The sequence below is a fragment of the Lactobacillus ultunensis DSM 16047 genome, from assembly GCF_001436305.1.
GTDB classification, from domain to species: Bacteria; Bacillota; Bacilli; order Lactobacillales; family Lactobacillaceae; genus Lactobacillus; species Lactobacillus ultunensis.
On record NZ_AZFO01000028.1, the window covers coordinates 1 to 26,969 of the forward strand.

Annotated in this window: 25 protein-coding genes and 1 riboswitch; of the genes, 20 read left to right on the forward strand and 5 right to left on the reverse strand. The window is 35.9% G+C overall.

The window, feature by feature from the left end; all coding sequences use genetic code 11:
* Positions 1-40 precede the first annotated feature (40 nt).
* Positions 41-706, reverse strand: a complete 666-nt coding sequence (trhA, locus tag FC57_RS08010; protein WP_007125549.1) for a PAQR family membrane homeostasis protein TrhA — start codon at positions 704-706, stop codon at positions 41-43.
* A 120-nt stretch (positions 707-826) separates the two neighbouring features.
* Between trhA and FC57_RS08015 the strand changes: the two genes are divergently transcribed.
* From FC57_RS08015 to FC57_RS08070, 12 genes are all read left to right on the forward strand, one after another.
* Positions 827-1,678, forward strand: a complete 852-nt coding sequence (locus FC57_RS08015; RefSeq protein WP_040529385.1) for a DegV family protein — start codon at positions 827-829, stop codon at positions 1,676-1,678.
* 2 nt (positions 1,679-1,680) lie between these two features.
* On the forward strand, positions 1,681-1,911 hold the full coding sequence (locus tag FC57_RS08020; protein WP_040529386.1) for a YozE family protein: 231 nt from the start codon (positions 1,681-1,683) through the stop codon (positions 1,909-1,911).
* 49 nt (positions 1,912-1,960) lie between these two features.
* Entirely contained in the window at positions 1,961-3,499 is a 1,539-nt protein-coding gene (locus FC57_RS08025; protein ID WP_007125552.1) for a cation:proton antiporter, read from the forward strand.
* Between the two features lie 26 nt (positions 3,500-3,525).
* Positions 3,526-4,365 (forward strand): ribosome biogenesis GTPase YlqF, encoded by an 840-nt coding sequence (gene ylqF / locus FC57_RS08030; protein WP_007125553.1) that lies wholly within the window; start codon positions 3,526-3,528, stop codon positions 4,363-4,365.
* A complete protein-coding gene (locus FC57_RS08035; RefSeq protein ID WP_007125554.1) occupies positions 4,362-5,114 on the forward strand; it encodes a ribonuclease HII in 753 nt (250 codons plus the stop codon). The genes ylqF and FC57_RS08035 overlap by 4 nt, the downstream gene beginning before the upstream one ends.
* Before the next feature lie 59 nt (positions 5,115-5,173).
* Positions 5,174-6,007: a DNA-processing protein DprA gene (gene dprA, locus FC57_RS08040; RefSeq protein ID WP_007125555.1), complete on the forward strand. Its 834-nt coding sequence runs from the start codon at positions 5,174-5,176 to the stop codon at positions 6,005-6,007.
* An 87-nt stretch (positions 6,008-6,094) separates the two neighbouring features.
* Positions 6,095-8,212: a type I DNA topoisomerase gene (gene topA / locus FC57_RS08045; RefSeq protein ID WP_007125556.1), complete on the forward strand. Its 2,118-nt coding sequence runs from the start codon at positions 6,095-6,097 to the stop codon at positions 8,210-8,212.
* 79 nt (positions 8,213-8,291) lie between these two features.
* Positions 8,292-9,608, forward strand: coding sequence for a methylenetetrahydrofolate--tRNA-(uracil(54)-C(5))-methyltransferase (FADH(2)-oxidizing) TrmFO (gene trmFO / locus FC57_RS08050; RefSeq protein ID WP_007125557.1), 1,317 nt, complete (start codon positions 8,292-8,294; stop codon positions 9,606-9,608).
* Positions 9,608-10,516, forward strand: coding sequence for a site-specific tyrosine recombinase/integron integrase (gene xerA, locus FC57_RS08055; RefSeq protein ID WP_007125558.1), 909 nt, complete (start codon positions 9,608-9,610; stop codon positions 10,514-10,516). Before trmFO ends, xerA begins: the two co-directional genes overlap by 1 nt.
* Before the next feature lie 9 nt (positions 10,517-10,525).
* On the forward strand, positions 10,526-11,050 hold the full coding sequence (gene hslV, locus FC57_RS08060) for an HslVU peptidase proteolytic subunit (protein WP_007125559.1): 525 nt from the start codon (positions 10,526-10,528) through the stop codon (positions 11,048-11,050).
* An 11-nt stretch (positions 11,051-11,061) separates the two neighbouring features.
* Positions 11,062-12,462 (forward strand): ATP-dependent protease ATPase subunit HslU, encoded by a 1,401-nt coding sequence (hslU, locus tag FC57_RS08065; protein ID WP_007125560.1) that lies wholly within the window; start codon positions 11,062-11,064, stop codon positions 12,460-12,462.
* Between the two features lie 156 nt (positions 12,463-12,618).
* On the forward strand, positions 12,619-13,515 hold the full coding sequence (locus tag FC57_RS08070; RefSeq protein WP_007125561.1) for an aldose 1-epimerase family protein: 897 nt from the start codon (positions 12,619-12,621) through the stop codon (positions 13,513-13,515).
* Between the two features lie 43 nt (positions 13,516-13,558).
* Here the strand turns inward: FC57_RS08070 and FC57_RS08075 are convergent, their stop codons facing one another.
* Positions 13,559-14,383: a site-specific integrase gene (locus tag FC57_RS08075; RefSeq protein ID WP_007125562.1), complete on the reverse strand. Its 825-nt coding sequence runs from the start codon at positions 14,381-14,383 to the stop codon at positions 13,559-13,561.
* A 146-nt stretch (positions 14,384-14,529) separates the two neighbouring features.
* A riboswitch (Fluoride riboswitch) is annotated at positions 14,530-14,588 on the forward strand.
* Positions 14,589-14,629: 41 nt separating this feature from the next.
* Here FC57_RS08075 and FC57_RS08080 point away from each other — a divergent pair.
* The 3 genes from FC57_RS08080 to FC57_RS08090 all read left to right on the forward strand — a co-directional run bounded on the left by FC57_RS08080 (position 14,630) and on the right by FC57_RS08090 (position 16,004).
* Entirely contained in the window at positions 14,630-15,019 is a 390-nt protein-coding gene (locus FC57_RS08080) for a fluoride efflux transporter FluC (RefSeq protein WP_040529387.1), read from the forward strand.
* A gap of 1 nt (position 15,020) precedes the next feature.
* On the forward strand, positions 15,021-15,398 hold the full coding sequence (gene crcB, locus FC57_RS08085; RefSeq protein ID WP_040529432.1) for a fluoride efflux transporter CrcB: 378 nt from the start codon (positions 15,021-15,023) through the stop codon (positions 15,396-15,398).
* A 114-nt stretch (positions 15,399-15,512) separates the two neighbouring features.
* Positions 15,513-16,004 (forward strand): pyridoxamine 5'-phosphate oxidase family protein, encoded by a 492-nt coding sequence (locus tag FC57_RS08090; RefSeq protein ID WP_007125565.1) that lies wholly within the window; start codon positions 15,513-15,515, stop codon positions 16,002-16,004.
* Positions 16,005-16,033: 29 nt separating this feature from the next.
* Here the strand turns inward: FC57_RS08090 and FC57_RS08095 are convergent, their stop codons facing one another.
* A complete protein-coding gene (locus tag FC57_RS08095; RefSeq protein ID WP_007125566.1) occupies positions 16,034-17,506 on the reverse strand; it encodes an APC family permease in 1,473 nt (490 codons plus the stop codon).
* Between the two features lie 230 nt (positions 17,507-17,736).
* On the opposite strand from FC57_RS08095, the gene FC57_RS08100 reads away from it, so the two are divergent.
* Together FC57_RS08100 and FC57_RS08105 are read left to right on the forward strand one after the other, a co-directional pair.
* The gene (locus FC57_RS08100; protein WP_040529388.1) at positions 17,737-19,833 is read left to right on the forward strand and encodes a putative ornithine decarboxylase; all 2,097 of its coding nucleotides are present in this window, start codon (positions 17,737-17,739) and stop codon (positions 19,831-19,833) included.
* A gap of 11 nt (positions 19,834-19,844) precedes the next feature.
* On the forward strand, positions 19,845-21,104 hold the full coding sequence (locus FC57_RS08105) for a methionine gamma-lyase family protein (protein ID WP_007125568.1): 1,260 nt from the start codon (positions 19,845-19,847) through the stop codon (positions 21,102-21,104).
* Positions 21,105-21,170: 66 nt separating this feature from the next.
* Here FC57_RS08105 and FC57_RS08110 read toward each other — a convergent pair whose 3' ends face one another.
* Together FC57_RS08110 and FC57_RS08115 are read right to left on the reverse strand one after the other, a co-directional pair.
* A complete protein-coding gene (locus FC57_RS08110; RefSeq protein WP_007125569.1) occupies positions 21,171-21,842 on the reverse strand; it encodes a potassium channel family protein in 672 nt (223 codons plus the stop codon).
* Entirely contained in the window at positions 21,835-23,175 is a 1,341-nt protein-coding gene (locus tag FC57_RS08115) for a TrkH family potassium uptake protein (protein WP_040529389.1), read from the reverse strand. The genes FC57_RS08110 and FC57_RS08115 overlap by 8 nt, the downstream gene beginning before the upstream one ends.
* Positions 23,176-23,284: 109 nt before the next feature.
* Here FC57_RS08115 and recQ point away from each other — a divergent pair, with 109 nt between their 5' ends.
* From recQ to mmuM, 3 genes are all read left to right on the forward strand, one after another.
* On the forward strand, positions 23,285-25,051 hold the full coding sequence (recQ, locus tag FC57_RS08120) for a DNA helicase RecQ (protein ID WP_007125571.1): 1,767 nt from the start codon (positions 23,285-23,287) through the stop codon (positions 25,049-25,051).
* 91 nt (positions 25,052-25,142) lie between these two features.
* Positions 25,143-25,595, forward strand: a complete 453-nt coding sequence (locus FC57_RS08125; protein WP_007125572.1) for a flavodoxin family protein — start codon at positions 25,143-25,145, stop codon at positions 25,593-25,595.
* 148 nt (positions 25,596-25,743) lie between these two features.
* Positions 25,744-26,730 (forward strand): homocysteine S-methyltransferase, encoded by a 987-nt coding sequence (gene mmuM / locus FC57_RS08130; RefSeq protein WP_007125573.1) that lies wholly within the window; start codon positions 25,744-25,746, stop codon positions 26,728-26,730.
* Positions 26,731-26,969 lie beyond the last annotated feature (239 nt).

Here is a 26,969-nt window from a genome sequence, read left to right on the forward strand (position 1 = left end):
CCACTTTAGTGGGATTGTATCAAAAGTTCTGTCGCATTTTTTAGACATAAAGCAAAACGGAAAAATACATTAAAATTGATCCCAGCATGACGAATAAATGCCAGATTGTATGAATAAAAGGCACATTACGCATACTGAAAAGAATAGCTCCGACCGTGTAAGCAACGCCACCTCCAACTAATAGCCAGAATCCGGTAGGACTGAGTCGGACGTATAAATAGGAGCCGGAAAGAATAACTAACCAACCCATGGCTACGTAAAGAATCGTATCGAAGATTACGTGTTTACCACGATTGAAAATGTAGTAGATAATTCCAAAAATTGTTAGGCCCCAGATTAGACCGAATAGAGTCCATCCCCACGCACCACCTATGGCTACTAGAGAGTAAGGGGTGTAGGAACCAGCAATTAATAGAAAAATTGATGAATGGTCAAAAATTTGAAAAACATGTTTAGCACGAGTGAAAACTAAACTATGATATAGAGTTGAAAATAAATAGAGTAGAACTAAGCATGATCCATAAATCGTAAAAGTAACAATTCTCATTGGACTTCCAGTATGGGCCGCTTTGACGATTAAGATAACTAATCCAGCTACTGCTAGGCCAAAGCCAATACCATGAGTAATTGCACTAAAAATATTATCTAAAAGGTAATACTTGTCGGATCTATGTTTAGGTTCTTGCCAAAGTTTGCTAATTTTCATTACGCAACAATCCAATCATTCCTTTTTTCTTAAGTAATTTTTTTGATACAATACAGTATATATGTTGCTCACATTTTATCATAAAAATGGGTAAACAAATTAGAATTGAAGGCGAATACGTTGTCAAAAATAAAAGTAATGACGGATTCTTCCGTCCAATTAACACCAGAAGAAATTAAAAAATATGATATTACTGTCGTACCTTTAACTATTACTATTGATGGTAAATCCTATATTGATGGAGAAGATATCACAAGAAGTGATTTCGTTAAAAAGATGAATGAGGCAGAAAACCTACCTAAGACGAGTCAACCACCAATTGGCCGTTTTGTAGATACTATCAAGAAGTTAACCGCTGATGGTAGTCAGGTAATTGGTATCTTTTTAGCCAAGGCTTTAAGTGGAACAATTGATGCGGCACGTCAGGCAGCTGAAATTGCTGGTCAAACAGATAATGTCACTATTATTGATTCCGAACTGACAGACAGAGCAGAAGGTTTTCAGGTTTTAGCTGCAGCTAAAGATAGTCAAGCTGGCAAGAGTATGGATGAAATCGTGGCTCATGTCAAAAAGATTAGAGATAATCAAACTCTTGAGATGATGGTTGTTAATCTGAAAAACTTAATTAAAGGTGGTCGTTTAGGAGCTTTATCTGGACGAATTGCAACAATGTTGAATATTAGAATTGTTTTGCAAATGCCACATGGAAAATTAAAAGTAGCTAAAAAAGGTAGAGGTAAAAAATTTACCCGTGCTTTTGACGAACGAGTTTTAAAAGAAATCGAAGAAAATAAGGATCGCATTAAAGAAGTTGGTATTTCTTATGTAGATACTCCAGAACCGATGCATGAATTGGCTGATAAGATCAAGCAGATCAATCCAGATATCAATGTCTTAGTTGCAGAAACTAGTCCAATTATTGCTACTCATGCAGGTAATGGAGCTTATGCGATTTTGTTTTATGTGGAGTAATTATGGCCTATCGAGAAAGTTTTTATCGCTATTTAATGACGCAAAGAGATCCTGATTCTGCAGATGAGGTGGCTCAATTTGCTAATAATGCTCAACATGATTTAAGTTTTCCTAAGCAAGAACAAAATTATGAGAAACTCTCAGATTATTTAGAACTCAACGCTAGTTATTTACCAAGCATGTCCATTTTTGATCGCGCATACAGAATGTATGAAGATAAAATGATGTATTAAGTCCAAGCCTCTAAAATGCCTGGGCTTTTTTATTAAATGAGAAAATAATATGAAAGTAATGATTTTTATTGGATTTATTGTATTTGCAGTTGCTGCAGCTACAATTATCCAACAGCGTTTTTTTAAGAAAATCTCGGTCAACTATGTTGCTATGTTAATCGGTATAGCGATTGCATTAGTACCTCAAACGAATACGTTGATTGAAAGCTTTAATTCTGAAGTTTTTATGGGATTAATTGTTGCACCTCTATTGTTTTTTGAGGGACAACGAACGAGACTACACAATGTTTTGCGGAGTTGGCGTGCTATTGTAGGTTTGACCGTGGTAATGATTATTTTAACCACAGTTGCTGGTGGTTTTGCTGTTTATATCAGTGTGGGAATTTCTTTGCCTTTATCGTTTATTCTGGCGGCAGTTTCAACACCAACTGATGCCACGGCTACAGAATCTGTTATTCATGGTTTAAAATTACCTAAAAAGATAGCCTTTTATTTAAAGGATGAATCACTTTTTAATGATGCGTCAGGTATTATTTTGTTAAATATGGCCGTTGATTGGTATATTCATAAACAACTAAATGTGGGACGAGCAATTGGCAATTTCTTGTACTCTGCTGGCGGTGGCATTATCTTGGGATTTTTAATTGCCACGCTATTAGTATTTTTACGTCAAGCTAGTTTAAGATCTACGCATCATCTAGCTAATAGTGTGTTTATGCCGATAGAGGTTATATTTTTTCTCACACCGTTTATTATTTATTTCTTAGCGGAAACCATAGAAGTATCAGGAATTATTGCTGTGGTTGCTGCGGGATTAGTTCATAATGTTGAATTTGAACGAAGTAGATTGACAGATTCTGCCATTTCGTATAATAGTATTCAATTTTCAGATTTAATTATTGCTATACTTAATGGAATCGTCTTTTTATTGTTAGGGATTATTATGATTCGTGCCATGAAAGAGGATGTATTTAATCAACAAACAATTGACGCAATTCTAATTGGCGTAATTTTATATGTAGTCAATCTTGTTGTTCGATTTATTTATTGTCGTTTTTTATTATCAGTTAAAAATAAGATAACCAGTAAAGATGCGTGGATCTTTAGTCTGGGTGGTATTCACGGTGCGGTAACTTTTGCTTTGGCATATGCTCTAAGTGAATTAAGAGTAAGCATAGCAGACTATCATTTAATTTTGCTTAGTGGGATTACTTTAATTTTACTTAGTATGATAGTCCCGACAATTCTTTTTAGATTTATGCTAGAAGAAGATAAACCTGATCTTGAACAGAAAAAAGAAGTTGAACGAGTTCGTGTTGAAATGGTTCAATATGCGATGAAAAAAATGAACCAAATTTATTTGCCTAAGAAGATTAGAAAACAGCTTGAATTTGATTTACGCGCGCAAATGAATCAAACTTCGATTAGGGATTTTATGAAAGAAATAAAATACACTGTCAAGCAGAAAGAATTAACAGAAGATCAAAAAGAATTTAGAGCTGAAGTATATCGCTATGCTTTTAGACAGGAACGAAACTATTTAGGGAAAATTGCCGAGGTAATTTTCTTAGGTGATGAAGAAAATTAGTTAGATATAAAGAAAGAAGAGATTTTATGGCAACAATTCAATGGTATCCGGGTCACATGAATAAAGCTCGTAATCAGTTGGAGGATAAGTTAAATTTAATTGACGTTTTAGTTGAAGTGCTTGATGCTCGAATTCCTGAATCATCTAGAAATCCGATGATTGAAGAATTAGTTGGTAACAAGCCACACATTATTATTTTGAACAAAGCGGATTTAGCAGATCCTAATTTGACTAAGGAATGGGCTAAAAAGCTAAGTGGAGCGAATAAATATGTTTTAGCTTTAGATTCTCTGCACAATACTAATATGCAAAAGTTGATTTCTTTGGTTAAAAAAGCTTCGGCTGAAAAAACTAAAAAGCTAGAAGCTCGTGGTGCTTCCAATCCTACTATTAGAATTGCTTTAGCAGGAATACCTAATTGTGGTAAATCTACTGTTATTAATCGACTGGTAGGTCGTAATGTGGCTGAGGTAGGTAATAAGCCTGGTGTGACTAAAGGGCAAAGATGGCTGAAAACTAGTGCAAATATTCAGGTTTTGGATACACCAGGTATACTTTGGCCTAAATTCTCTGATCAAGAAGTTGGCTATAAACTCGCTGCGTTTGGTGCAATTAAAGATAGCGTTTTTCATGCGGATGACGTTGCTTTGTTTGTTTTGGAAAATCTGCGTGAACATTATTTAAAGAATTTAGTTAAATTCTCTAAGTTAAATCAAAGTGATATTGAGAATTTGGCAGATGCTGATATTTTATTGGCAATGACAGAAAAATACGGGATGCGCGATGATTATGACCGTTTTTCACTATTCATGCTCCAGCGTCTGCGTAAAGGAGCAATTGGAAGGATTACGTTAGATAGACCATGACAATCAAAGAAATCAAAGAGATGCTCAAAAAAACGGTCTCAGAAGAAGAACTTGATTCTTTAAAGCAAGATCCACGAGCTGGCGTACAAAAACTGTTAATAAGCTACCATAAGAGACAAGCAAAAGTTTTGGAGAAAAAAGAATCTTTTCTTAAGAGATTCAGTTATGAAAAGGAATTTTGGCAAAAAAATCAGTGTGTTGGTGGTGTTGATGAAGTAGGCCGTGGACCTTTAGCTGGGCCTGTAGTAACGGCAGCGGTAATTATTGATCAAGATTTTGATTTGCTAGATGTTAATGACTCTAAAAAATTAAGTCCTGAAAGACGGTTAAAACTTTACCCTAAAATCTTAGAAGAGGCTGTTAGTGTTGGGATAGGCGTCAAAAGTCCAGCCGTAATCGATCAAATTAATATATATGAAGCTGACCGTCAGGCGATGGCTCAAGCCGTAAGAGCGTTAAATATCAAGCCTGATGCTCTGCTAGTAGATGCAATGGATGTATCGGTTGATTTGCCTCAAGTTAAATTAATTAAAGGGGATGCTAAGTCGAATTCTATTGCTGCTGCTTCGATTGTGGCTAAAGTCTTTCGAGATAAGTTGATGGATGATTATGCTAAAATTTATCCTCAGTATGGTTTTCCTAATAATGCTGGTTATGGTACAAAAGAACATATTGAGGCCTTGAAAAAGTATGGTCCAACACCAATTCATAGAAAAACCTTTGCCCCAGTAAGTGATTTTTTTAAATAATTTAAAACTCTGAAGAGAAAAAAGCCTTTTTTTGCGTAATAAACAATGGAGGCTTTTTTATGAATAAAACAGAATTTTTATTAAAATTAAAATTGCAAAAGGGCATCGGCTACGTCAAATTACTAAAAATTGCTAATCAGCTTAATGAAGAAAGAAGCATTAAAATTAGTGATCTGCGAGAATTAGATTTATCACAAAAGCTGTTAGATGCCTGTGTTCGTGCTTTTCGTGATTCTGAATTAGATCGATTGGTAAGACAGATTTATCAGCAATGTCAAGTCGTGGGCTTCTTTGATGAAGCTTATCCTCAAAAGTTGCGTCAGATTTATCGTCCGCCAATAATTTTATTTGTACAGGGAGATATTTCTTTGTTGGCGAAAGAAACGATGACTATTGTAGGTTCACGATATCCGACAAATTATAGCGAAAGAGTAATTAATCGAATAGTTCCTAATTTAATAAAAAAAGAGATAGTTATAGCTAGTGGTCTAGCAAAAGGAGTTGATTCTTTGGCTCATCAAGCTGCCTTAAGAAATCAAGGAAAGACAATAGCAGTTATTGGTAATGGACTTAATCACTCTTATCCACGTCAAAATTTTGATCTGCAAAGAGAGATTATTCAAAATGGTGTAGTAATTAGCGAGTATCTACCAGATACTCCACCGCGACCCTTTAGGTTTCCAGAAAGAAATCGGATTTTGGCTGGTTTGAGCAAAGGAGTAATTATTACCGAAGCCAAAGAAAAATCTGGTTCTTTAATCACAGCTAATTTGGCAATGCAAGAAAATCGAGATGTTTATGCAGTGCCTGGACCAATTACCAATCAGCTTTCAGCGGGGCCCAATCAATTAATTGAAGATGGAGCAATACCAATCATAGATTTTAAAATTTGACAAAGGAAAGATTTGACAATTCATAAAGTATTATTTAATCTGTGGACTGTATATTGTAAAAATAATATTTAAATAAGGAGGCATTTAATGCCTACTAAAGCGAAAAGTAAATCAAAAACTAAAAAACGTAAAAAAACACTGGTCATTGTGGAATCACCTGCAAAGGCCAAAACTATTGAAAAGTATTTAGGAAGAAATTATCACGTTATTGCTTCCAAGGGTCATATTCGGGATTTGCCGAAGTCACAAATGGGAATAGATTTTGACGATAACTATAAGCCAAAATATATTTCTATTCGTGGTAAAGGCGACACGATTAAAGAGTTGAAGAGTGAAGCAAAGAAGGCAAAAGAAGTTTATTTAGCATCCGACCCCGATCGTGAAGGGGAAGCTATTGCATGGCATGTAGCTCATGCCTTGAATTTAGATGAGAAAGCTAAAAATCGTGTAACTTTTAATGAAGTTACCAAGGATGCAGTTAAAGAAAGCTTCAAGCATCCTCGTACGATTGATATGGATACAGTAGATGCACAACAAGCTCGGCGTGTCTTGGATCGAATTGTTGGTTATTCTCTTTCTCCAATTCTTTGGGCTAAAGTTAAGAAAGGCTTAAGCGCTGGTCGTGTTCAATCAGTAGCTTTGAAGTTAGTAATTGATCGCGAAAAAGAAATTAAAAACTTTAAGCCAAAAGAATATTGGTCAATTGATGCTGAATTCAGCAAGGGCAAAGAAAACTTTAAGTCAGCCTTTTATGGCGTAGATGGTAAGAAGAAAGAATTACCAAATATTGATGCTGTAAAAGATGTTTTGGCAAAAATTGACAAACGAAAGAATTTCGAAGTTGAAAAAGTTGTTTCTAGACAACGTCGTCGTCAACCGGCTGCTCCATTTACTACTTCAACTATGCAACAGGAAGCCAATAAACGTTTAGGCTACAGAACGCGTCGGACAATGAGCATTGCCCAACAACTATATGAAGGAATCAGTTTGGGTAAGCAGGGAACTGTAGGTTTGATTACTTATATGAGAACCGACTCTAAACGTACTTCACCTGTAGCTCAACAAGAAGCTTCTAAATTCTTGCATGAAAAGTATGGTGCCGAGTTTGCAGCTAAGAGTCAACGTCACTTTAAGAATCAGGAGGACGCTCAAGATGCCCACGAAGCAATTCGTCCAACTAGTGTTTATCGCACGCCGGAATCATTAAAGAGCGTTTTAACCACAGAACAATATCGCTTGTATAAACTGATTTGGTCACGTTTCTTAGCTAGTGAAATGACTCCAGCAGTATATGACACAGTAAGAGCTGACATCGTTCAAAATGGTGTGATTTTTAGAACTACTGGTTCTAAGATGAAATTCGCAGGTTTTACCAAAGTTTATGATAATCAACAGGAGAAAAATGTTGATTTGCCAGAATTAAACGAAGGCGACAAGGTAAAAATGACGAAGTCAGATAATAAGCAGCACTTTACTTTGCCACCTGCACGTTATACTGAAGCTAGTTTAGTACATGCTTTGGAAGAAAATGGCGTAGGTCGTCCATCAACGTATGCACCAACTATTGATACTATTCAACGGCGCTATTATGTGAAACTTGAAGGTCGTTCTATTGTACCAACTGAATTAGGAGAAATTGTTGATACTTTGATTGAACAATTTTTCCCAGATATTGCTAATGTCGACTATACTGCTCATTTGGAAAATGAATTGGATGAAGTCGAAGACGGTAAAAAACAATGGGCTCATGTAGTTGATGAATATTACCAACCATTTAAGAAAGAATTGAACAAAGCTGACAGTGAAATTGAAAAAGTCCAAATCAAGGATGAACCTGCCGGTTTCAATTGTGATATCTGTGGTGCCCCAATGGTAATCAAGATGGGACGTTACGGGAAGTTCTATGCATGTTCTCGCTTCCCCGACTGTCGTAATACCAAGCCAATTGTAAAGAAAATTGGCGTAGTTTGTCCTAAATGTGGCAAGGGTGAAGTAGTCGAAAAGAAGTCAAGAAGAAACCGTAAGTTCTATGGCTGTTCTCGTTACCCAGAATGTGACTTTGTTTCATGGGATAAGCCAATTGGCAGAAATTGTCCTAATGATGGACATTTCTTAGTTGAAAAGCGTTCTAAGAAGGGACCAATTGTCTTATGTCCTAATGGCGATTATCGTGAAGAACCTCAAGAAGGCGAAAGCAATAAGTAATATTTAAGAATAGCTGAAAGTAAAATAAATATTTGCTGAACGTGCTATTCTTAATTAAAAAAGAAAAATAGGTGATTAAATGCCCAAAAATGTGACTGTAATTGGGGCAGGACTTGCAGGAAGCGAAGCAACTTGGCAATTAGCTAAGCGTGGAATTCATGTAGATCTGTATGAAATGCGTCCAAAGAAAGAAACTCCTGCTCATGAAACTGGTGAATTTGCAGAACTAGTTTGCACTAATTCTATGCGTTCTAATCAATTATCAAATGCAGTTGGTCTTTTAAAAGAAGAAATGCGTCATTTAGATTCGTTGATTATGAAGGCTGCTGATAAGACGCAAGTGCCAGCAGGTGGAGCATTAGCTGTCGATCGTGATAGTTTTAGCAAATACGTAACTGATACTTTACGCGGAATGGATAACGTAACTGTTCATGAAGAGGAGATTACAGAAATTCCGCAAGAAGGGATTACGATTATTGCTACAGGTCCATTAACTAGTGATGCTTTAGCAGAACAAATTCAAAAGTTCTCTGGGAGTGATAGCCTGCATTTCTTTGATGCGGCGGCCCCAATTGTAGCTGCGGATTCTATCGATATGGACATTGTCTATAAAAAATCACGGTATGATCGTGGAGAAGCAGCTTACTTGAATTGTCCTATGTCTAAAGAACAATATGAAAAATTTGCCCATGAGTTAATTAATGCAGAAACTGCCCAATTACATGGCTTTGAAAATAGTGATGTATTTGAGGGATGCATGCCAATTGAGGTAATGGCGGCACGTGGTGCTAAAACTATGTTATTTGGCCCATTAAAACCCGTTGGTCTTGAAGATCCCCATACTGGAAAAACTCCGTATGCCGTTGTACAGTTACGCCAAGATAACGCTGCAGCTTCGATGTATAATATCGTTGGTTTCCAAACACACCTGAAATTTGGTGAACAGAAGAGAGTCTTCTCTATGATTCCTGGTTTGGAGAATGCTCGTTTTGTTCGTTATGGTAAGATGCATCGGAATACATATATGGCTTCACCAGATATTTTGACTGCTAGTTATGAAGCTAAAAAACAACCAGGTTTATTCTTTGCTGGTCAAATGACTGGGGTAGAAGGTTATGTGGAAAGTGCTGGTAGTGGATTAGTAGCAGGAATTAATGCAGCTCGTGAAGCAATGGGCGAAGAAACTGTTGCCTTTCCAAAAGATACTGCATTAGGTTCAATGGCAAATTATGTTACAACCACTAGTGCTAAACATTTTCAACCAATGAATGCTAGTTTTGCGCTTTTACCTGCTCTTGAGGGTAAGAAGATTCGTAAAAAACGTGAGCGTCATGAAAAGGTTAGTGAGCGTGGTTTGGCTAGTTTAGACAAGTTTAAAGCGGAAGTCTTGGATTAATGGCTAAAGATACGGATGAACTAGAACACTTTATTTCCTACTTGCAAAATGAGCGTCACTATAGCTCAAAAACAGTTTTGTCTTATCGAACTGATTTATTGGAAGCTAAAAAGTTTTGGCAGGAAAATGGTGGCTTTAATGGTTGGATCAAGGTAAATGAGCGTGATGTCCAAGTTTATCTCCAGCATTTGGCTGATAGAAAGTTGGCTCGTAGTAGTCAACAAAGGCAAATGTCGAGCTTACATTCGTTCTATCGTTTTTTGACGAGAAGACGAATCATTAAAATAGATCCAACACAAGCAATTACGCTTAGACGTGGTGAAAAAAAGTTGCCAGAATTCTTTTACCAACCAGAAATTAAGCAAGTTTTTGATTCTTTGCAAGGCAATAAACCACTAACAGTACGTAATTTAGCATTGTTTGAGTTGTTTTATGCGACAGGAATGCGCGTTAGCGAAGTTAGTGGATTGACCCTTAAACAGATTGATCTAAGCTTACAGACGATTCTGGTTCATGGTAAGGGTAATAAGGATCGCTATGTTGCATTTGATGATCGTACTAAAAAATCTTTAGTAAATTATCTTGAAAATGCTAGACCTAAATTATTAAAAGATGAGACGGAACAGCATGTTTTTTTGAGTAATTTAGGCAAGCCAATTAGTGATCGAGGCATTCAATATGTAATGCAAAAGACTTTTAATCAAGCAGGAATCAGTGGAAAAGTACATCCCCATGAGCTTCGTCACACATTTGCAACAGCAATGCTTAATAATGGAGCCGATTTGCGTAGTGTTCAAGAGTTGTTAGGACATAGTGATTTATCAGCGACTCAAATTTATACGCACGTGACTATGGCTCATTTGAAATCAGATTATGAAAAATATTTCCCTCGTAATAAAGAAAGTTGAGGTTTAAAAATGACAACAATTTGTTCAGTAAGATACAATGGCAAAACTGCAATCGCTGGTGATGGTCAGGTTACTTTAGGCGAAAAGGTAATTGCTAAAGCAACCGCCAGAAAGATTCGTCGCATTTATCACGATCGTGTAATTATTGGCTTTGCCGGTGGTGTAGCTGATGCAGTTAGTTTGCAAGATATGCTGGAAGGCAAACTTGAAAGTTACAGTGGTGATCTTCGTCGTGCTGCTGTAGAGATGGCTCAAGCTTGGCGTAAAGATCCAACTTTGCAAAAATTGAATGCGATGTTAATTGCTTTCAATGATAAAGACCTTTTGCTTATTTCTGGTAATGGAGAAGTTCTTGAGCCAGATGAAAATGTAGTAGCAATTGGTTCAGGTGGTAATTTTGCTCAAGCAGCTGCAATTGCCATGACCCGTCATGCTAAAGATATGAAGGCCGATGAGATTGCCCATGAAGCGGTAAAAATTGCTTCTGGTATCGATGTATTTACTGATGATCAAATTATTACTGATGAAATCTAGGAGTAAATAAAATGGCTATAAAGACCCCAAAAGAAATAGTTAGAATTTTAAACGAATATATTATTGGTCAAGATGAAGCGAAAAAGTCAGTAGCGATTGCACTTTACAACCGTTACCGTCGTATGCAATTATCAAAACAGATGCAACGTGAAATTACGCCTAAGAATTTGTTAATGGCTGGGCCTACTGGTGTTGGTAAAACCGAAATTGCTCGTCGTTTAGCTGATATTGTTGAAGCTCCATTTGTTAAGGTAGAAGCAACTAAATTTACCGAAGTAGGTTACGTTGGTCGTGATGTTGAATCAATGGTACGTGATTTGGTTAGCGAAGCCGTTCGTATGGAAGAAAAAGATCAATTTGCTCGTGTGAAACCACAAGCAACAAAGGAAGCTAATAAACAATTAGTTCGTTTGTTAGCTCCTGGCGTAAAACGCGAAAACCGTGAAAACCAAATGCAACAGATGCAAGATATGATGTCTATGCTGATGGGGGGCGGTAATAATCAAAATAATAATGATCAAGAAGAAGTTACCGATGAAGTCCGCAACCAAAGAATGGATGTTGCCGAGAAATTAAATAAGGGCTTGCTTGAAGATCGTGAAGTAACAATTGAAGTAGAGCAAGCTCCTAAAGCTAATCCTATGAGTGATATGATGGGACAAATGGGTATGGACATGGGTTCAATGCTCAATGACATCATGCCTAAGAAGAAGGTTAAGCGTACTTTACCAGTTAAAGAGGCCCGCGAAGTTTTGATTCAAGAAGAATCACGGAAAATGGTGGATTATGACACTATTTATCAACGTGCAATTGAAAGAACTCAAAACAACGGTATCATCTTTATCGATGAAATAGATAAGATTATTGCTGGTAATAAGCGCAATTCTGGTGAAGTTTCTCGTGAAGGTGTTCAAAGAGATATTTTGCCAATTGTTGAAGGATCAACGGTTAATACAAAATATGGTCCGGTTTCAACTGATCATATTCTTTTCATCGCTGCGGGTGCCTTTGCTGAAAGCAAGCCTAGTGACTTGATTCCGGAACTTCAAGGTCGTTTTCCAATTCGTGTAGAGCTTAATGCTTTAACTAAAGAAGACTTTGTCAAGATCTTAAAAGATCCACAAAATTCACTTTTGAAGCAATATGTGGCTTTGATGAAAGCTGATGGCATTAAGTTAGTCTTTACGCAAGAAGCAGTTGATAAGATTGCTGAAATTGCCTTTGACGTTAACCAAGGCACTGATAATATTGGTGCAAGACGTCTTTCAACTATTCTTGAAAAGTTATTGGAAGATGTTCTTTACGAAGGTCCAGATATGGAAATGGGTGAAATTACCATTACTGAGGCCTACGTTGAGGATAAATTAGGTGATATCATTATGAACAAGGATTTGACTAAGTTTATCTTGTAACAAACTTTTACTAAAAGGAGCTGAATGTAAAATATTCAACTCCTTTTTTCTTTTAAATTTGCTCCCCATTATAGTTCAATAATGTTAAAATGAAGGTAATCAAAGCGATTACATTTATGATTTTTTGTTATTTGATATGTAAAGGAAAAACAAGTTATGGATTATACAATCGAAAATAATATGATTAAAGTTGTGGTTTCAGATCATGGTGCTGAAATTCAAAGCGTAAAGAGTGCACATACTGGTGAAGAATTTATGTGGCAAGCTGATCCTAAGATTTGGGGCAGACATGCACCTGTTCTTTTCCCAATTGTTGGTCGTCTTAAGAATGATCAATATACTTATAAGGGTAAAACTTACCATCTAGGACAACATGGTTTTGCGAGAAATTCAGATTTTGAAGTTGAGAATCATACACAAGAAAGCATCACCTTCTTGCTTAAAGACAATGAAGAAACTCGCAAGGTTTACCCATTTAAGTTTGAATTTAGAGTGAACTACAATTTGATGAACAACTTACTTGAAGAAAATTTCAGTGTTGTTAACAAATCAGATGAAACAATGATCTTTGGTATTGGTGGTCACCCTGGATTTAATTTGCCAGTTAAAGAGGGCGGTAAGAAAGAAGACTTTTATTTTGACATGCATCCCTCTGTTGCACGTGTAAAGATTCCGCTTAAGAACGCTAGTCTTGATTGGAAGAATCGTTCACTTGCTTCAACTGATAGTCTTATTTCTTTGAGTGATGAATTATTTAAGAATGATGCTTTAATTTATGAGCTTCATGGACATGACAACAAGGTTTCACTTAGAACTGATAAGAGTAAGTTTCATATCAATGTTTGGACTAGAAATGCCCCATTTGTAGGTATTTGGTCACAATATCCAAAGACTGCAAACTATGTATGTATTGAACCATGGTGGGGAATTGCTGATCGTGATGATGCCGATGGTGAATTAGAACACAAATATGGCATGAATCATTTGGAACCAGGCAAGGAATTTCAAGCTGGCTTCAGCATTACTTACCATTCAGATGCAGATCCAGAATAAGGATTGAATGAAAAATTATAAATTAAAAAAGAAGACTGTGTAATTAACAGTCTTCTTTTTCATTAAGTGAAAAGTCTTCCGTTTCTACATAAAGAGTCATATTCTTACGATAATAATTCAAAGATTTCAACGAAATTCTCAATTTCTGCAGAATTTCGTTGTCAGATAAATGGTGATTGGAAAGAATTGAATAAACGTAACTCATCCGTAATTTGTGGGTGGTCAATTGCATACCAATAATCTTTCTATCGGGAGCTATTCGTTGATTAATATTAAAATCGGATGCGTAGGGTTCACCGTTTTTCCGTGCTAACAGATAAGGATCACTATTTTGTGTGTAATCCGTATGTACTTTGATAAATTTTTTAACTTCTGGATTTTGAATTTCTTTAAGTAAAGTACTAGTACTAAGGGTTATTATTTCTTTTGGCTTAAAACCAGCGGCAATGGCAGCCATCATTTTAATTGTTTCTGGATGGATATTTTTGACTTTGATCAATTTCGGTAAAGACGACATCCAATTAATGACATAATGTTGACGACGATCAAATTTATTGCCTCTTAGAGTTAAAAGAGGATAGCTAATGATATAGTCGTATTCACTGAGAAAAATAAAGTACATCTTCAAATGACTTAAGTACTTGTTAACAGTATTACTTTTCATATGAAGATTCTGTTCCAATGAATCTAAGAAATTACGAATATCGTTAGCTCGAACATTATTGACATCCGCGTCTTCACCTAAATTTGCAGCATAATAGTTCCAAAATGTATCGATTGATTTTGACGCTAAAGAGATAGTTGAATCTGCTAGTTTCTTTTTTTGTTTGCAATAAGAACGAAATTGTTTTTGATAGGGGAAAGCCATTTTTAGTTGTCCTTTCTTTTTTAGTTTTATTCTATCATGAAGTATATTGTTACTGTATGATTTAGCTCTTTAAAAGGTTACTATAGTCGGTAAAGTAACAAAAAGCCCTTGTCAACAAACAATAGAAGTTGTATATTCTACATGTTAACTAAATAGGTGATGACGTTCACCATTAACCGAGAAATCTAATGACGTCTACTTTGCCCAAGGGTGAAGTGGACGTTTTTTCATGGGGAGGAAATTTATTTGTCTACAAAAATTACCAATTATATAAGCGTAGCTTGTTTTGCATTCTTTGGTGGAATGGCTAGAGCTAGTTTAAATGCAAGTTTTGGTTTTTACGGTACCTTTTGGGGTAACATCATTGGATGCTTTCTACTTGCATTTTTTACTTACTTCTTTATGGAGTTCAAGGATTTTCATCAGTGGCTGACTGTCGGATTGGGTACCGGTTTTGTTGGCGCATTTACTACGTTTTCAACTTTTAATCTTGATACTTTGAAAAATATTCAAGCAAATATGCCATTTACTGCTTTGATTTATTTCTTAAGCTCAATTGTCTTTGGTTTTATTTTTGCATTTTTAGGCATGAAGATTGGCAAAAAAGTTGGTTTATTAGTAAGAAAGGATGATTAATTTGAATTTATTATTAGCTGGGTTAGGTGCTTCAGTAGGAGCTATACTTCGCTATGCAATAACTAATTATGGTAAAAAACACTGGGAGTGGATCGGTAAAAAATTCTCTAATTTACCTATTCCGACTTTATTTATTAATCTCACTGGTGCTCTAATATTAGGTTTTGTTTTTGGCATTGGTAGCAATGTATTTTTGTATGCTTTAGTAGGAACTGGGGTCCTAGGTGGATATACGACTTTTTCAACGATGAACACTGAATTGGTCGAACTATATAAGAGTAAAAACTATCGAGGCTTGATCTTTTATGGCATTTCCTCATATTTTGGTGGTTTAGTTCTGATCTTCATTGGGTATTATTTAGGAGTTTTATTTAAATAGTTTTTAAGAATCCGTTAACAAAAATAGATTCTGGGCAAGAAAATAGTCTATTTTCGGCTTTCTGTATACAATGATGGTAAATGGATATAGGTAAAGAAGAAAGTTGGAAAGACTATGAGAGAACACGTCCCCGCTTTGGATGAAAATTTGACAAATGAAGACTTCTTGAACTTAATTGTTGGTTGTTTTCATTCTGCTATTTTTGGTACTGTTGATCAAAATGGTGATCCACATACTAGCATAGTGGATCTTGATTTTAATGAAGATGGTCGTCTTATTTTTGCGACAACTAATCAAAAAAATTTCTATCGTAATATTAAAAGCAATAATCGCGTATCAGTTACCGCGCTTCGAGGTAGAGAAACGACAAATAGCATTGGGTTTACTTTGAAAGGCTATGTTGATGAAATTAGCCCATCTTATTTAGATAAGATTTTTAAAATAAAACCAGAAATGCACCGTATTTATAATAATCGAAGTCGAGATTTTAACACTTTACGACCATTTGCACTTACACCGATCCTAGGGTCAGTGTATGATCTACGAAAAGGCCATGTTTTTCAAAAACAATTTGATTTCTTGAATAAAGAAAAAGCATCAGTTTAAGCTGATGCTTTTATTTATTAGTATGATTTTTACATGTTCATTTCGCGTTTTTCTTCGCGTTTACGTAGCCATGGTAGAAGGAAGCCTAAACCGAAGAGTACGATTACAGTAATAATATTCATGATTAATTGGTGATTGAATGCAGCACTACCAAATGTAGCTTCAGCTTCTTGTGGAATGAAACCTAAAGTTGCACAAATGAAAGTGAAGATTAGGCACCACCAACCCATGATCAATGAACCAGTTCTGTTTTTAATAAAGACATAATCTGAATGATATTTCTTTTCATGCATACGCAACATAACGAAGGCAAAGAATACCCAGCAGGTCTTGTATGGTGAAATAATACCGTTGATATTCAATAACCAGTTGTAAATTGTATTGATGTTTGGCAAAGTACCGGTAAGCAAAAGCAAGAACAAAGCTAAGCCACAGGTTAAAGTGTATGAATGAACTGGACGCCCAGTCTTATCTCTTTTACCAGTTAACCATTTTGGCATGAACTTATCAGCAACATCACCGGCGAATACACGACTTGAAGCATCTAGCAAAACGGCTAATTGAGCCATCATGAAGATAGCTTGAACTACGGCAAAGATATACATTAAAACTTTACCCATTCCTAAGCTTTCTCCTAACAATTGGAAAGCATAGTAAGGTCCATTCATCTTAAAGTCATGTGGAATATGATGAGCATTAAAGAAGATTGCTAATGCTAAAGTACCAAAGATAGTTAAGAAACCAGTCATAATGGCCAACATCCACATAGCTTTAGGAAATTCATGTTTAGGATCACGCATTTGTACGATGTATGGAGCAGCTAATTCAGCACCAGACATAGCGAAAATCAGCAATCCAGTTGTAGAGAAGTAACGCAAACTAAATGAAGGTTTAAATGCTCCCCAGTTGAATGGTTGAGTAGCAATGTGGTGTCCATGCATAACTGCATAAGCTGCTAAAAGTACGAAAAGCATGGACATGATAAACATAGCACCACCACCAATTAAGGAAAGCAGTTCTAATGAATTCTTGATTGCATTTTCTACTAAAATGAAGGCTAAAATAATTACAAAAGTTAAAATTCCAAACCAGAAGGTTGACATGTGTTTATCTAAGGTATTGTTACCCAAAATAATCCATGAGAATGATACGATTACTGAGTTAGAAACATCAACCAAGTAGGGAACAGTTTGTACCCAATACATCCAAGAAGTCCAGTAGCCTAAAGTATCGTTGGATGAATGACGTACCCATGAAGCAAGACCACCAGCTTGGTCCTTGAAAGTTAACCCCATTTGACTACACATTAATGCATAAGGAATGACGTAGGCAAATAAAAGGAAAATCCATGAAACTACTACAGATAATCCCTGGTTTTGAAAAGGATAGAAGATGTTTTCAAAACTAATGATGGTAACGAAGTCGATTAAAGCGATAACCGGCCATTTCATATAGTGTTTTTTGCCGGGTTCGAAATCGACTGTTTCAATTTCTTCTGACATAAAATATTTTCCTCCAAGAATCTATTCAGTTGTTAGTTTGACTGTTTTATCCCTGGCGGAGAACATGGCAAGTGCACTTGTCTAAAACCTCCAATGTTTATATAATCTGATATGTACTCTAAATTACGAAAATATTCAGTAATAAAGAGATACTGTAAAAAGATTATAAAGATTTATTTAAGTTTTGCAATACGCAGAATAGATTTGTAATGAAAATGGAAAGGAAAAAGATGGACTTTTTAAAAATAGCCGTTGGTAATGGTGTTGACATTAAGCAGTTAAAGGGATGGTCATCTGTACCAATAGGCCAGGTCAAAAATAGTGCTGAATTAGCAGCTATTGTTATTAAAAATGACGATCAGGCTGCTCAAGATAAAGCAATTCAATTAAAAAAACAATCTGATTTTCCTATTCCTGTCATTCAAGTTAATGACCAAATTAGTACTAATGAGGTAAGTGAGATTGCTCAGGCTGCTAAACAATATGAAGAAAAGATGGTGCCGGGTTTTCTGACTGATTTGATTAATTTTGTGCAAGCAAAACCAATTAGCTTTACTACACCTGGTCACCATAATGGTCAATATTATGATTTACATCCCGCTGGTGTTGTTTTTAATAAATTTTTTGGTAAGAATTTAATGTTTGCCGATACTAGTGATACCGTTCCTCAGCTGGGTGATACTATGACTCATGCTGGAACACCACTAGATGCGGAAAAATTAGCAGCAAAGACATACCATGCAGACAAAGTTTATTTCTGTACTAATGGGACGACTAGTGCTAATTCAATTTGTGCTAGTGCGCTTTTATCACAAGGCGACTTAGTATTATTTGATCGAAACAACCACAAATCTTTATATAACAGCGCTTTAGTTATGAGCGGTGCCAAGCCTGTTTATATTCCGACCGACCGCAATGCTTTGGGACTAATTGGTGAAATGGATCCTGACTTTTTAACTGAAGATAAGATCAGAGCTGAAGTTGCAAAAGTAGACCCTGACAAAGCTAAAGCAAAGCGCCCGTTTAGATTAGCAATTGTTCAAGCTGAAACTTACGATGGTGTCTTTTATGATGCTAAATGGATTGTAGATCGAATTGGTAAACTCTGCGACTACATCTTATTTGATTGTGCTTGGGGTGGTTTTGAAGAATTTGTGCCGATTATGAGACATTTATCACCACTTCTTTTGCATCTGGGACCGGATGATCCAGGTATTTTGGTAACTCAATCACTGCACAAGCAACAAGCAGGTATGGCTCAATCTTCACAAATCCTCAAGAAGGATTCTCATATTAAGGGTCAAAAACGTTATGTTGATCATAAGCATTTTAATCATGCTTATTTGAAGTTCGTAACTTCTTCTTATGCTTATCCTCTTTATGCATCCCTGACTGTTAATTCTTATGTAACAGCTGGTGAAGGCAATAAGAAGTGGTGGGATAAGATCCTCAGACTGGGGATTGAATGGCGCAAGGAATTGTTAAAGAGATCTAAACTGTTTAAGCCACTAGTTCCTGACAATTTTGCAGAAATTCCAACAGAAGAATTAGCTACAAATGCTAAATATTGGAATATGAATAAAGAAGATAACTGGCATGGCTTCAAGAAAATGGGCAATGGTGAAGCAATGATTGATCCATTGAAGATTACGGTCAAAACTCCAGGAATCGATGTTGCTCAAGCTAAGTATGAAAAGAATGGTATACCAGGAGCTGTTGTAGCAGAATTTTTGATGGAAAATCATATCATTCGCGCTAAAAATGATTTAAATTCTTTATTATTCCTGTTAACCCCAGGTGATAGTAAAGAAGAGCTAGATACTTTACTAGAAGCATTTTTGAAGTTTGAAAAGTATTATACGGAAGATGCTTTGGTGAAAGATGTTTTACCTGTTTTGTACAAGGAATATCCAAAACGGTATCAGGGCTATACCGTTAAGCAACTTTGTCAAGAAATGCATGAGTATTATCAAGAAAACCAAACCTTTACTTTGCAACAAGAATTGTTTGCTAAGAAAGGGATGCAAGATTATCAGATGACACCTGCTGAGGCTGATCAACTTTTCAAGCGCGGTGATACTGAATTAGTTGATTTAGAAAACGTTGTGGGCAGAATTGCTGCAGAAGGTGCTTTACCATATCCACCAGGTGTATTTATTGTTGCACCAGGTGAAAAATGGGGCATGATTGATCAGAAATACTTTGAAGTGTTAGCTCATGCCATTGAAAAATTCCCTGGCTTTGTGCCAGAAATTCAAGGCGTTTACTTAGATCAAGACAATAATGGCAAATTGCATGTTCAAGCAGAAGTAATTAAGGATAGATAAGGGAGAAAAGAATGAAGTTTTCTTGGAAAGAAAATTTACCAGAAGATTTAAAGAATAAAGTAACTAAGGTTGAAAAGGTGATTCAACCAAGAATTGAAGAAATTGATGAACAAGTTTTGTACAATCAACAACGTGTCCTCGACTTATTCAGAAAACATCATGTAGGTGAAGAAGATTTAGTTCCTTCAACTGGTTATGGTTACGATGACATTGGCCGTGATAAGATTGAAGATATTTATGCTGATTATTTCAAGACTGACGATGCATTGGTTAGACCACAATTTGGTTCTGGTACTCATGCAATCACAGTTGCTTTGTTTAGTATGCTTAGACCAGGAGATACGCTTTATTATCTGACAGGTACCCCATATGATACTATTCAAGAAGTTATTGGCTTAGCTGGTAATAAACCTGGCAATATGAAGGAATGGGGCATCAACTTTAAGACTACTGAATTGAAAGATGGCGAAGTTGACTACGAAAAGGCTAAGAAAGACTTACAAGACAAATCAATCAAAGTAGTAGCCATTCAAAGATCTCTTGGTTATGCAACTCGCAAGACTTTTACCATGGATAAGATCAAGAAGATGCTCAAGTTCATTAAAGAGGTTCGTCCAGACGTTAATATCTTTATTGACAACTGTTATGGTGAGTTTTCTGAATGTGAAGAGCCAACTTTTTATGGTGCGGATTTAATGGCCGGTTCTCTCTATAAAAATGCTGGAGCTGGTTTAGTTAAAGGTGGTGCCTTCTTAGTTGGTCGTCAAGATTTAATTGACGGTGCTGGCTCACGTTTAACTGTTCCAGGTGCAGGAAAAGGTGAAGGCGCTACTTGGGGCTATCTACGTGATATTTACCAAGGTTTCTTTATGGCACCTCATACTACCGGTGAAGCTCAAAAAGGCATGGTCTTTACCGCAGCACTTTTGGAAGAAATGGGAATGACTGTATCACCTAAATGGAGTGATCCTCGTAGTGATATTGTTCAAACTGTTACCTTTGGTAAACCAGATCCAATGGTTAAATTCTGTGCAGCAATTCAACATTATTCACCAATGAACTCATTTGTAGATCCTATTCCATATCATCAAGATGGATACGAAGATGAAATTGTAATGGCTTCAGGTTCATTTGTAGAAGGTTCAACTATTGAATTATCTTCAGATGGTCCATTGCGTGATCCATACATGCTTTATATCCAAGGCGGTTTATCATATGCCCATGACAAGATTGCCATTACACATGCAGTTGAAGAAACATTTTATAAGTAATTTAAAATAATACAATAAAAATACAGTCTTGATAACCTCAAGACTGTATTTTTATGTGTTCTTTAATTAATGCTTCTCTTGTAAAATATCATTTATCTTTTGAACGGCTTCGTTAGAACCGATCAAAGTTATTAGATCATGCGGATTAATAGTGTCTGTAGCGAGTGGTACTTGGTTTAATTTACCATTATGAACAATACTGATCACATTCACATCATAATTTTTACGAAAATCTAATTCACCAAGTGATTTATTGAAGAAACGAGGGTTTTCAACACTAATTTCAACTAAGGAAATATTCTTGGAAAGATTAAAGTAATTAACTACATTAGGATGAAGCTGACGGAAAATTAATTGTCGTGCCATGTCTTGCTCAGGTTCAATAACGTGATCAGCGCCAATTTTTTCTAGTACTAAACGATGATTATGATTATTAGCACGCGTAGTAACATCAGGCGCGCCAAGTTTTTTAGCTAGCATAGTAGCAATAATGCTGCCTTCGACATTTTCACCCATGGTAACAAAGACGTGATCAAAAGAACCAATATCTAAATCGCGCAGTTCATCTTCATCAGTAGCATCTGCGATTACAGCGTGAGTAACTAGGTGTGCTACGTCATTGATTACTTTTTCATTTGAATCGATTACTAGCACATCTTGTTCAGCTTTTAAAAGCGCAACAGTTAATGCCATACCAAATTTTCCTAGACCTAAAACAGCAAAACTTTGTTCAGCCAATGATAATTTCCTCCTCTGGATAACGGTAGCTTTGTTTTGAAGGATGTGATTTGAAGATAGAATACATGAAAGTATAAATTCCAACCCGTCCAATAAACATCAAAGCTATAATGATAATTTTTCCAAATAAATTAAGCTGTGGGGTAAGTCCTAACGACAAACCAACAGTTCCAAATGCAGAAACCGTCTCAAAAACAGCTTTAGTAACACCGTTATGACCTAATGCTGGTTGTGTCATGGTTAGTAACAGTGTTGCTAAAATAATTAATAGAATCGCGGAAAAGAATAAAGTCAATGCACGATTGATATTATCACGAGTAAAGCGACGGTGAGAAAAAGCAGGTTCCTTTCCCGTAAATGTCCCAATACTTTGCAAGAAAAGAATACCAATAGTAGATGTTTTGATCCCACCAGCAGTAGAACCAGGCGTACCACCGATAAACATTAGAATAATAGTAATTACAATTCCAGCAGTACTAAGTTGGGTATAAGGCACTGAGAAGAAGCCAGCCGTTCTTGGTGTAATTGCTAAAAAGAGTGTGTTAAAGAATCTGTCTACGCCGTTTAAACTATTGCTAAATTGATGTAAGTTTTGCTCACTGAATAAAAAGCCAATTATTGATAAAACTAAAATAATTAATCCGACTGTTAAAGCAAAACGAGTATGCAAAGTGATCTTGTGACGTATATGATAGGTCAACAAATCACGCCATACCAAGAAACCAAATGATCCAGCACCGATTAAAAGCATGATTATGGTTAAAACATAAGGATTATTGTTGAGTTGCTCAAGGGATGGACCAAATAAATCAAATCCGGCATTGCAATAAGCTGTTACTGCGTGGAACAGGCTATACCAGATTCCTTTCACGATTCCTAATTTCTCTTTTAAAGCAATAAAAAGCAATGTAGCTCCTATTAACTGGATAGTCAGCGAGAGTCGAATGATTAGCCGCACTACGCGTAGCTGTGAAAGGTGATTAAGGTTAAGAGCCTCTCCTGTTAGCATTCTGGCTCCTAAACTCATTCGTTGATGAGCAAAATTGCTAAGCATAACTGCAAAAGTCATGAAACCCAAGCCACCTATTTCAACTAAAATCATGATAATTAATTGGCCAAAAAATGACCAATGCGTAGCCGTGGTTACTGTGCTTAATCCTGTAACACAGACTGCTGAAGTAGCAGTAAAAAGTGCATCGGAATAAGCAGTTGCTCGACCTGCTTTATCTGCAAATGGAAGCGACAATAAAATACTTCCGATAAGAATTAGGATTAAAAACCCAATGGTTAAAGCAAGTGAAAATGTAATACGTCGATGGAAAAGGTGTATCAATTTTTCCCCTTCTTTCTGTTTAAAATACTTTAATTATTATAAGCCTTAGGAAATCTTATGCCACTTTGTTAGAATATAGAAAGTATTTCATACAAGTTAGGAAATTTCAATGAATTCAGAAGAAGTATTAAAGCAAACTTTCGGTTATGACCATTTTCGTCCTGGTCAGAAGAAAGTAATTGATTTAGTTTTAAATAAACAAAACGTATTGGCTGTTATGCCAACCGGAGCAGGTAAATCAGTATGTTATCAAGTACCTGCTTTGATGAATTCTGGTGTGACTCTAGTAATTTCACCGTTGATTTCTTTAATGAAGGATCAGATTGATTCACTTAAACAGAATGGGATTAATGCAGCGGCACTTAATTCTGCTACACCCCAAGAAGAAGTAAATCCGATTTTGCGTCAAGCATATCAAGGGAAGATTAAATTAATCTATATTACTCCAGAACGTTTAGCTATGGATTATTTTAGATATCAACTGAATTTTCTAGATATTGATTTGGTAGCTGTAGATGAAGCCCACTGTATTTCACAGTGGGGACATGACTTTCGTCCAGCATATCGACAGCTTCTTGAAGGAATCAATTCTTTGAAAAGCAAGCCAAATATTTTAGCTTTAACAGCGACAGCAACCCCTGCAGTGCAGGATGATATTGGGGAGCAATTAAATATTCCTAAAGAAAATTTTGTAATTACCTCTTTTGCTCGGCCTAATTTGAGTTTTAAAGTGGTAAATTCTCCTCAAAATACACCACTTTATATTGCTAAATATATTAAAGCGCATGAAGGCGAAGCAGGGATTGTTTATACTAATACGCGAAAAAAGGTAGAAAGTTTAACCGATTATTTGGCTAAGAAGGGAATCTCAGTGGGTGCCTATCATGGTGGTATGGACAGTAAAGAAAGAGATGAGATTCAAGAAGCTTTTCAATTTGATCGTTTTCAGGTAATAGTCGCTACTAATGCCTTTGGTATGGGAATTGACAAAAGCAATGTTCGTTTTGTCATTCATGCTTCTAGTGCTAGGAATATTGAGAGCTATTATCAAGAAGCGGGCCGGGCTGGCCGAGATGGAGAAGAAAGTGAAGCAATCATGATCTACCATCCCGGAGATTTGCGTCAGTATCGCTTTTTTATTGACGAATCTGAAGCGGATGAAAAATATCGTGAATTACAGTATCAGAAGTTACAGGCAATTACTGATTATGCCAATACTGGAGAATGTTTGCAACAATTTATTGTGCAGTACTTTGGTCAAGACTGTAAGCCCTGTGGCAAATGTTCTAATTGTTTAAATCAAGATGATTTGACAGATATCACTACAGATGCACAAAAAGTTGTATCAATGGTTTATGAACTTGATGGTCGCTTCGGCAAGAACATTGTGGCTCAATGTTTGATCGGTTCCAAGAATCAAAGAATGAAAGAATTAAATGCTCAACAATATGATCATTATGGTTGTTTAAAAATGAATCAACGCGAAGCGGTTAGTCTAATTGATTATTTAATTGCTTCACGTTTTCTGGAAATTGAAGGTACAAAGTATCCGTTAGTTCATGTTACCAATCGCGGATGGGATGTTCTTGATGGTAAGATAATTGTTAAACGCAGAATTGCAAAGGTCCAACAGCAAAAACGTATTTTTAATGAAAATGAAGATCCAGATTTATTCGAAGCGTTGCGTCGAAAACGAATGGAACTTGCAAAAGAGCAACATGTACCTGCTTTTATGATCTTTTCCGATCGTAGTTTGCATGATATGGCGAAGATAAAGCCAAAGAATTCAGAAGAATTTTTGGAAGTTAATGGGGTGGGACAAGCTAAAATGAAAAAGTATGGTTCTAGGATGATCGAAGTAATTAAAAACTTCTAATATATCTATTTTTGAATGAGTCGCTTTTATATTGGCTTAAGATTCTCTTTTAATTTACAATAGATGTAAGCAAACGAAAGAAGGACTCAAGATGGCTAAAAAGACATTAATTCTGTATTATTCGTGGTCAGGCAATACTAAGAAGATAGCGGAAAAAATCAAATATGAGATTCCTGACAGTGATTTACAAGAGGTTACTGTAGCGGATGGTACTTTTGATTCAGATCAATATAAAACAAATGATATTGCTTTGGATCAAATTCAAGGTACTAAGGAATTTCCTGAAGCACAAATGCCGACTATCGATTTTAATGATTATGATTTGGTCTTGGTAGGTAGTCCAGTTTGGTCAGGTTATCCTGCAACTCCAATTAAGTCTTTGCTTGAAAAAATGAAAGATTATAAAGGAGAAGTTGCTTCATTTTTCACTTCAGCTGGCACTAACCATAAAGCTTATATCAGTCATTTTAAAGAATGGGCAGCTGGTCTAAATGTAATAGGCGTAGCACGTGATGATAGTGAAGTTCAAACTTGGATTAAGTAGTTGATATTTTTACTTATGTTAGGTGGCAATTAAAAATTGTCACTTTTTTTGTTCATAAGCTAAACTTTATTATTGATTTATAACAAGTATTAATATAAAATTAAATTAATATTAATTACTGATATATAAATGTGAACAAGGTGAAGATATGAACTTAATTAATCAAATTTCTAATAAAGGCCTTATTTTAGATGGCGCTATGTCTACAGCCTTAGAAAAACAAGGAATTGATACGAATAATGATTTATGGACTGCTATTGCCTTGGAAAAAGATCTAGATAAAGTGCACATGGATTATTTTAAAGCTGGAGCACAGATGACGATTACTGATACCTATCAAGCAAATGTGCAAGCTTTTAAGAAGCATGGTTATACTGAAGAACAAGCTGAAGATATGATTGCCAAGGCAGTTGAGATAGCAAAACAAGCCCGTGATGATTATGAAAAAAAGACAGGTATTCATAACTTTGTGGCAGCTTCTGTGGGTTCATATGGCGCTTATTTAGCACGAGGTGATGAATTTCGTGGCGATTATAAATTAACTTCTAAGCAGTATTTAAATTTCCATTTACCTCGTTTAAAAGTTTTGTTAAAAAATAAACCAGATTGCTTAGCTATTGAAACACAACCTAAATTAGAAGAAGTAGTTGCAATTTTAGATTGGTTAAAAGCTAATTCGCCTCAAATACCTGTGTACGTAAGTTTTACTCTTCATGACACTACGAAGATCAGTGATGGTACCCCTTTAAAACAGGCCATGCAAAAGCTGAATGAATATAATCAAGTGTTTGCCGTAGGTGCTAACTGTTTTAAACCGTTTTTGGCAACTGCAGCCATTGATAAGATGAAGGAGTTTACGAAAAAAGCAATTATTATATATCCCAACTTGGGTGGAGTGTACGATGAATTTCAACGCAACTGGATACCATTCAACGCAAAATTTGATTTTAGAAAGTTAAGTCAAGAGTGGTACGAGCATGGCGCACGCATTATTGGCGGATGCTGTTCTACTGGAATTAAAGAAGTAGGACAAATTGCTACCTTCTATAAGACTATTAGTAGTCAAAAGAGTAAGCAAAAAGAAAATCTAAATTTAAATAATGATCTGATGAAATTCCGCAGTTCAAATATTTAAAAATTTGAAACAAATTACTTTATATTTTTCTTGTGATCTGTTAATATAATAACGGAGCGTGTGATGAGCGCTCCGAGGATGAAAAGGCTAAGCAAGATGTCTCTTAGGGCATCTGCTGATAGGAAGAAATTTGAAGGTGTAGAAAAGCCATTAAGGACATTTTCCTTAGTGACTTTTTCTTTTTAAGTAAATATAAATAAAAGACGCTAGGTATTCTGATACAATCCCACTAAAGTGGA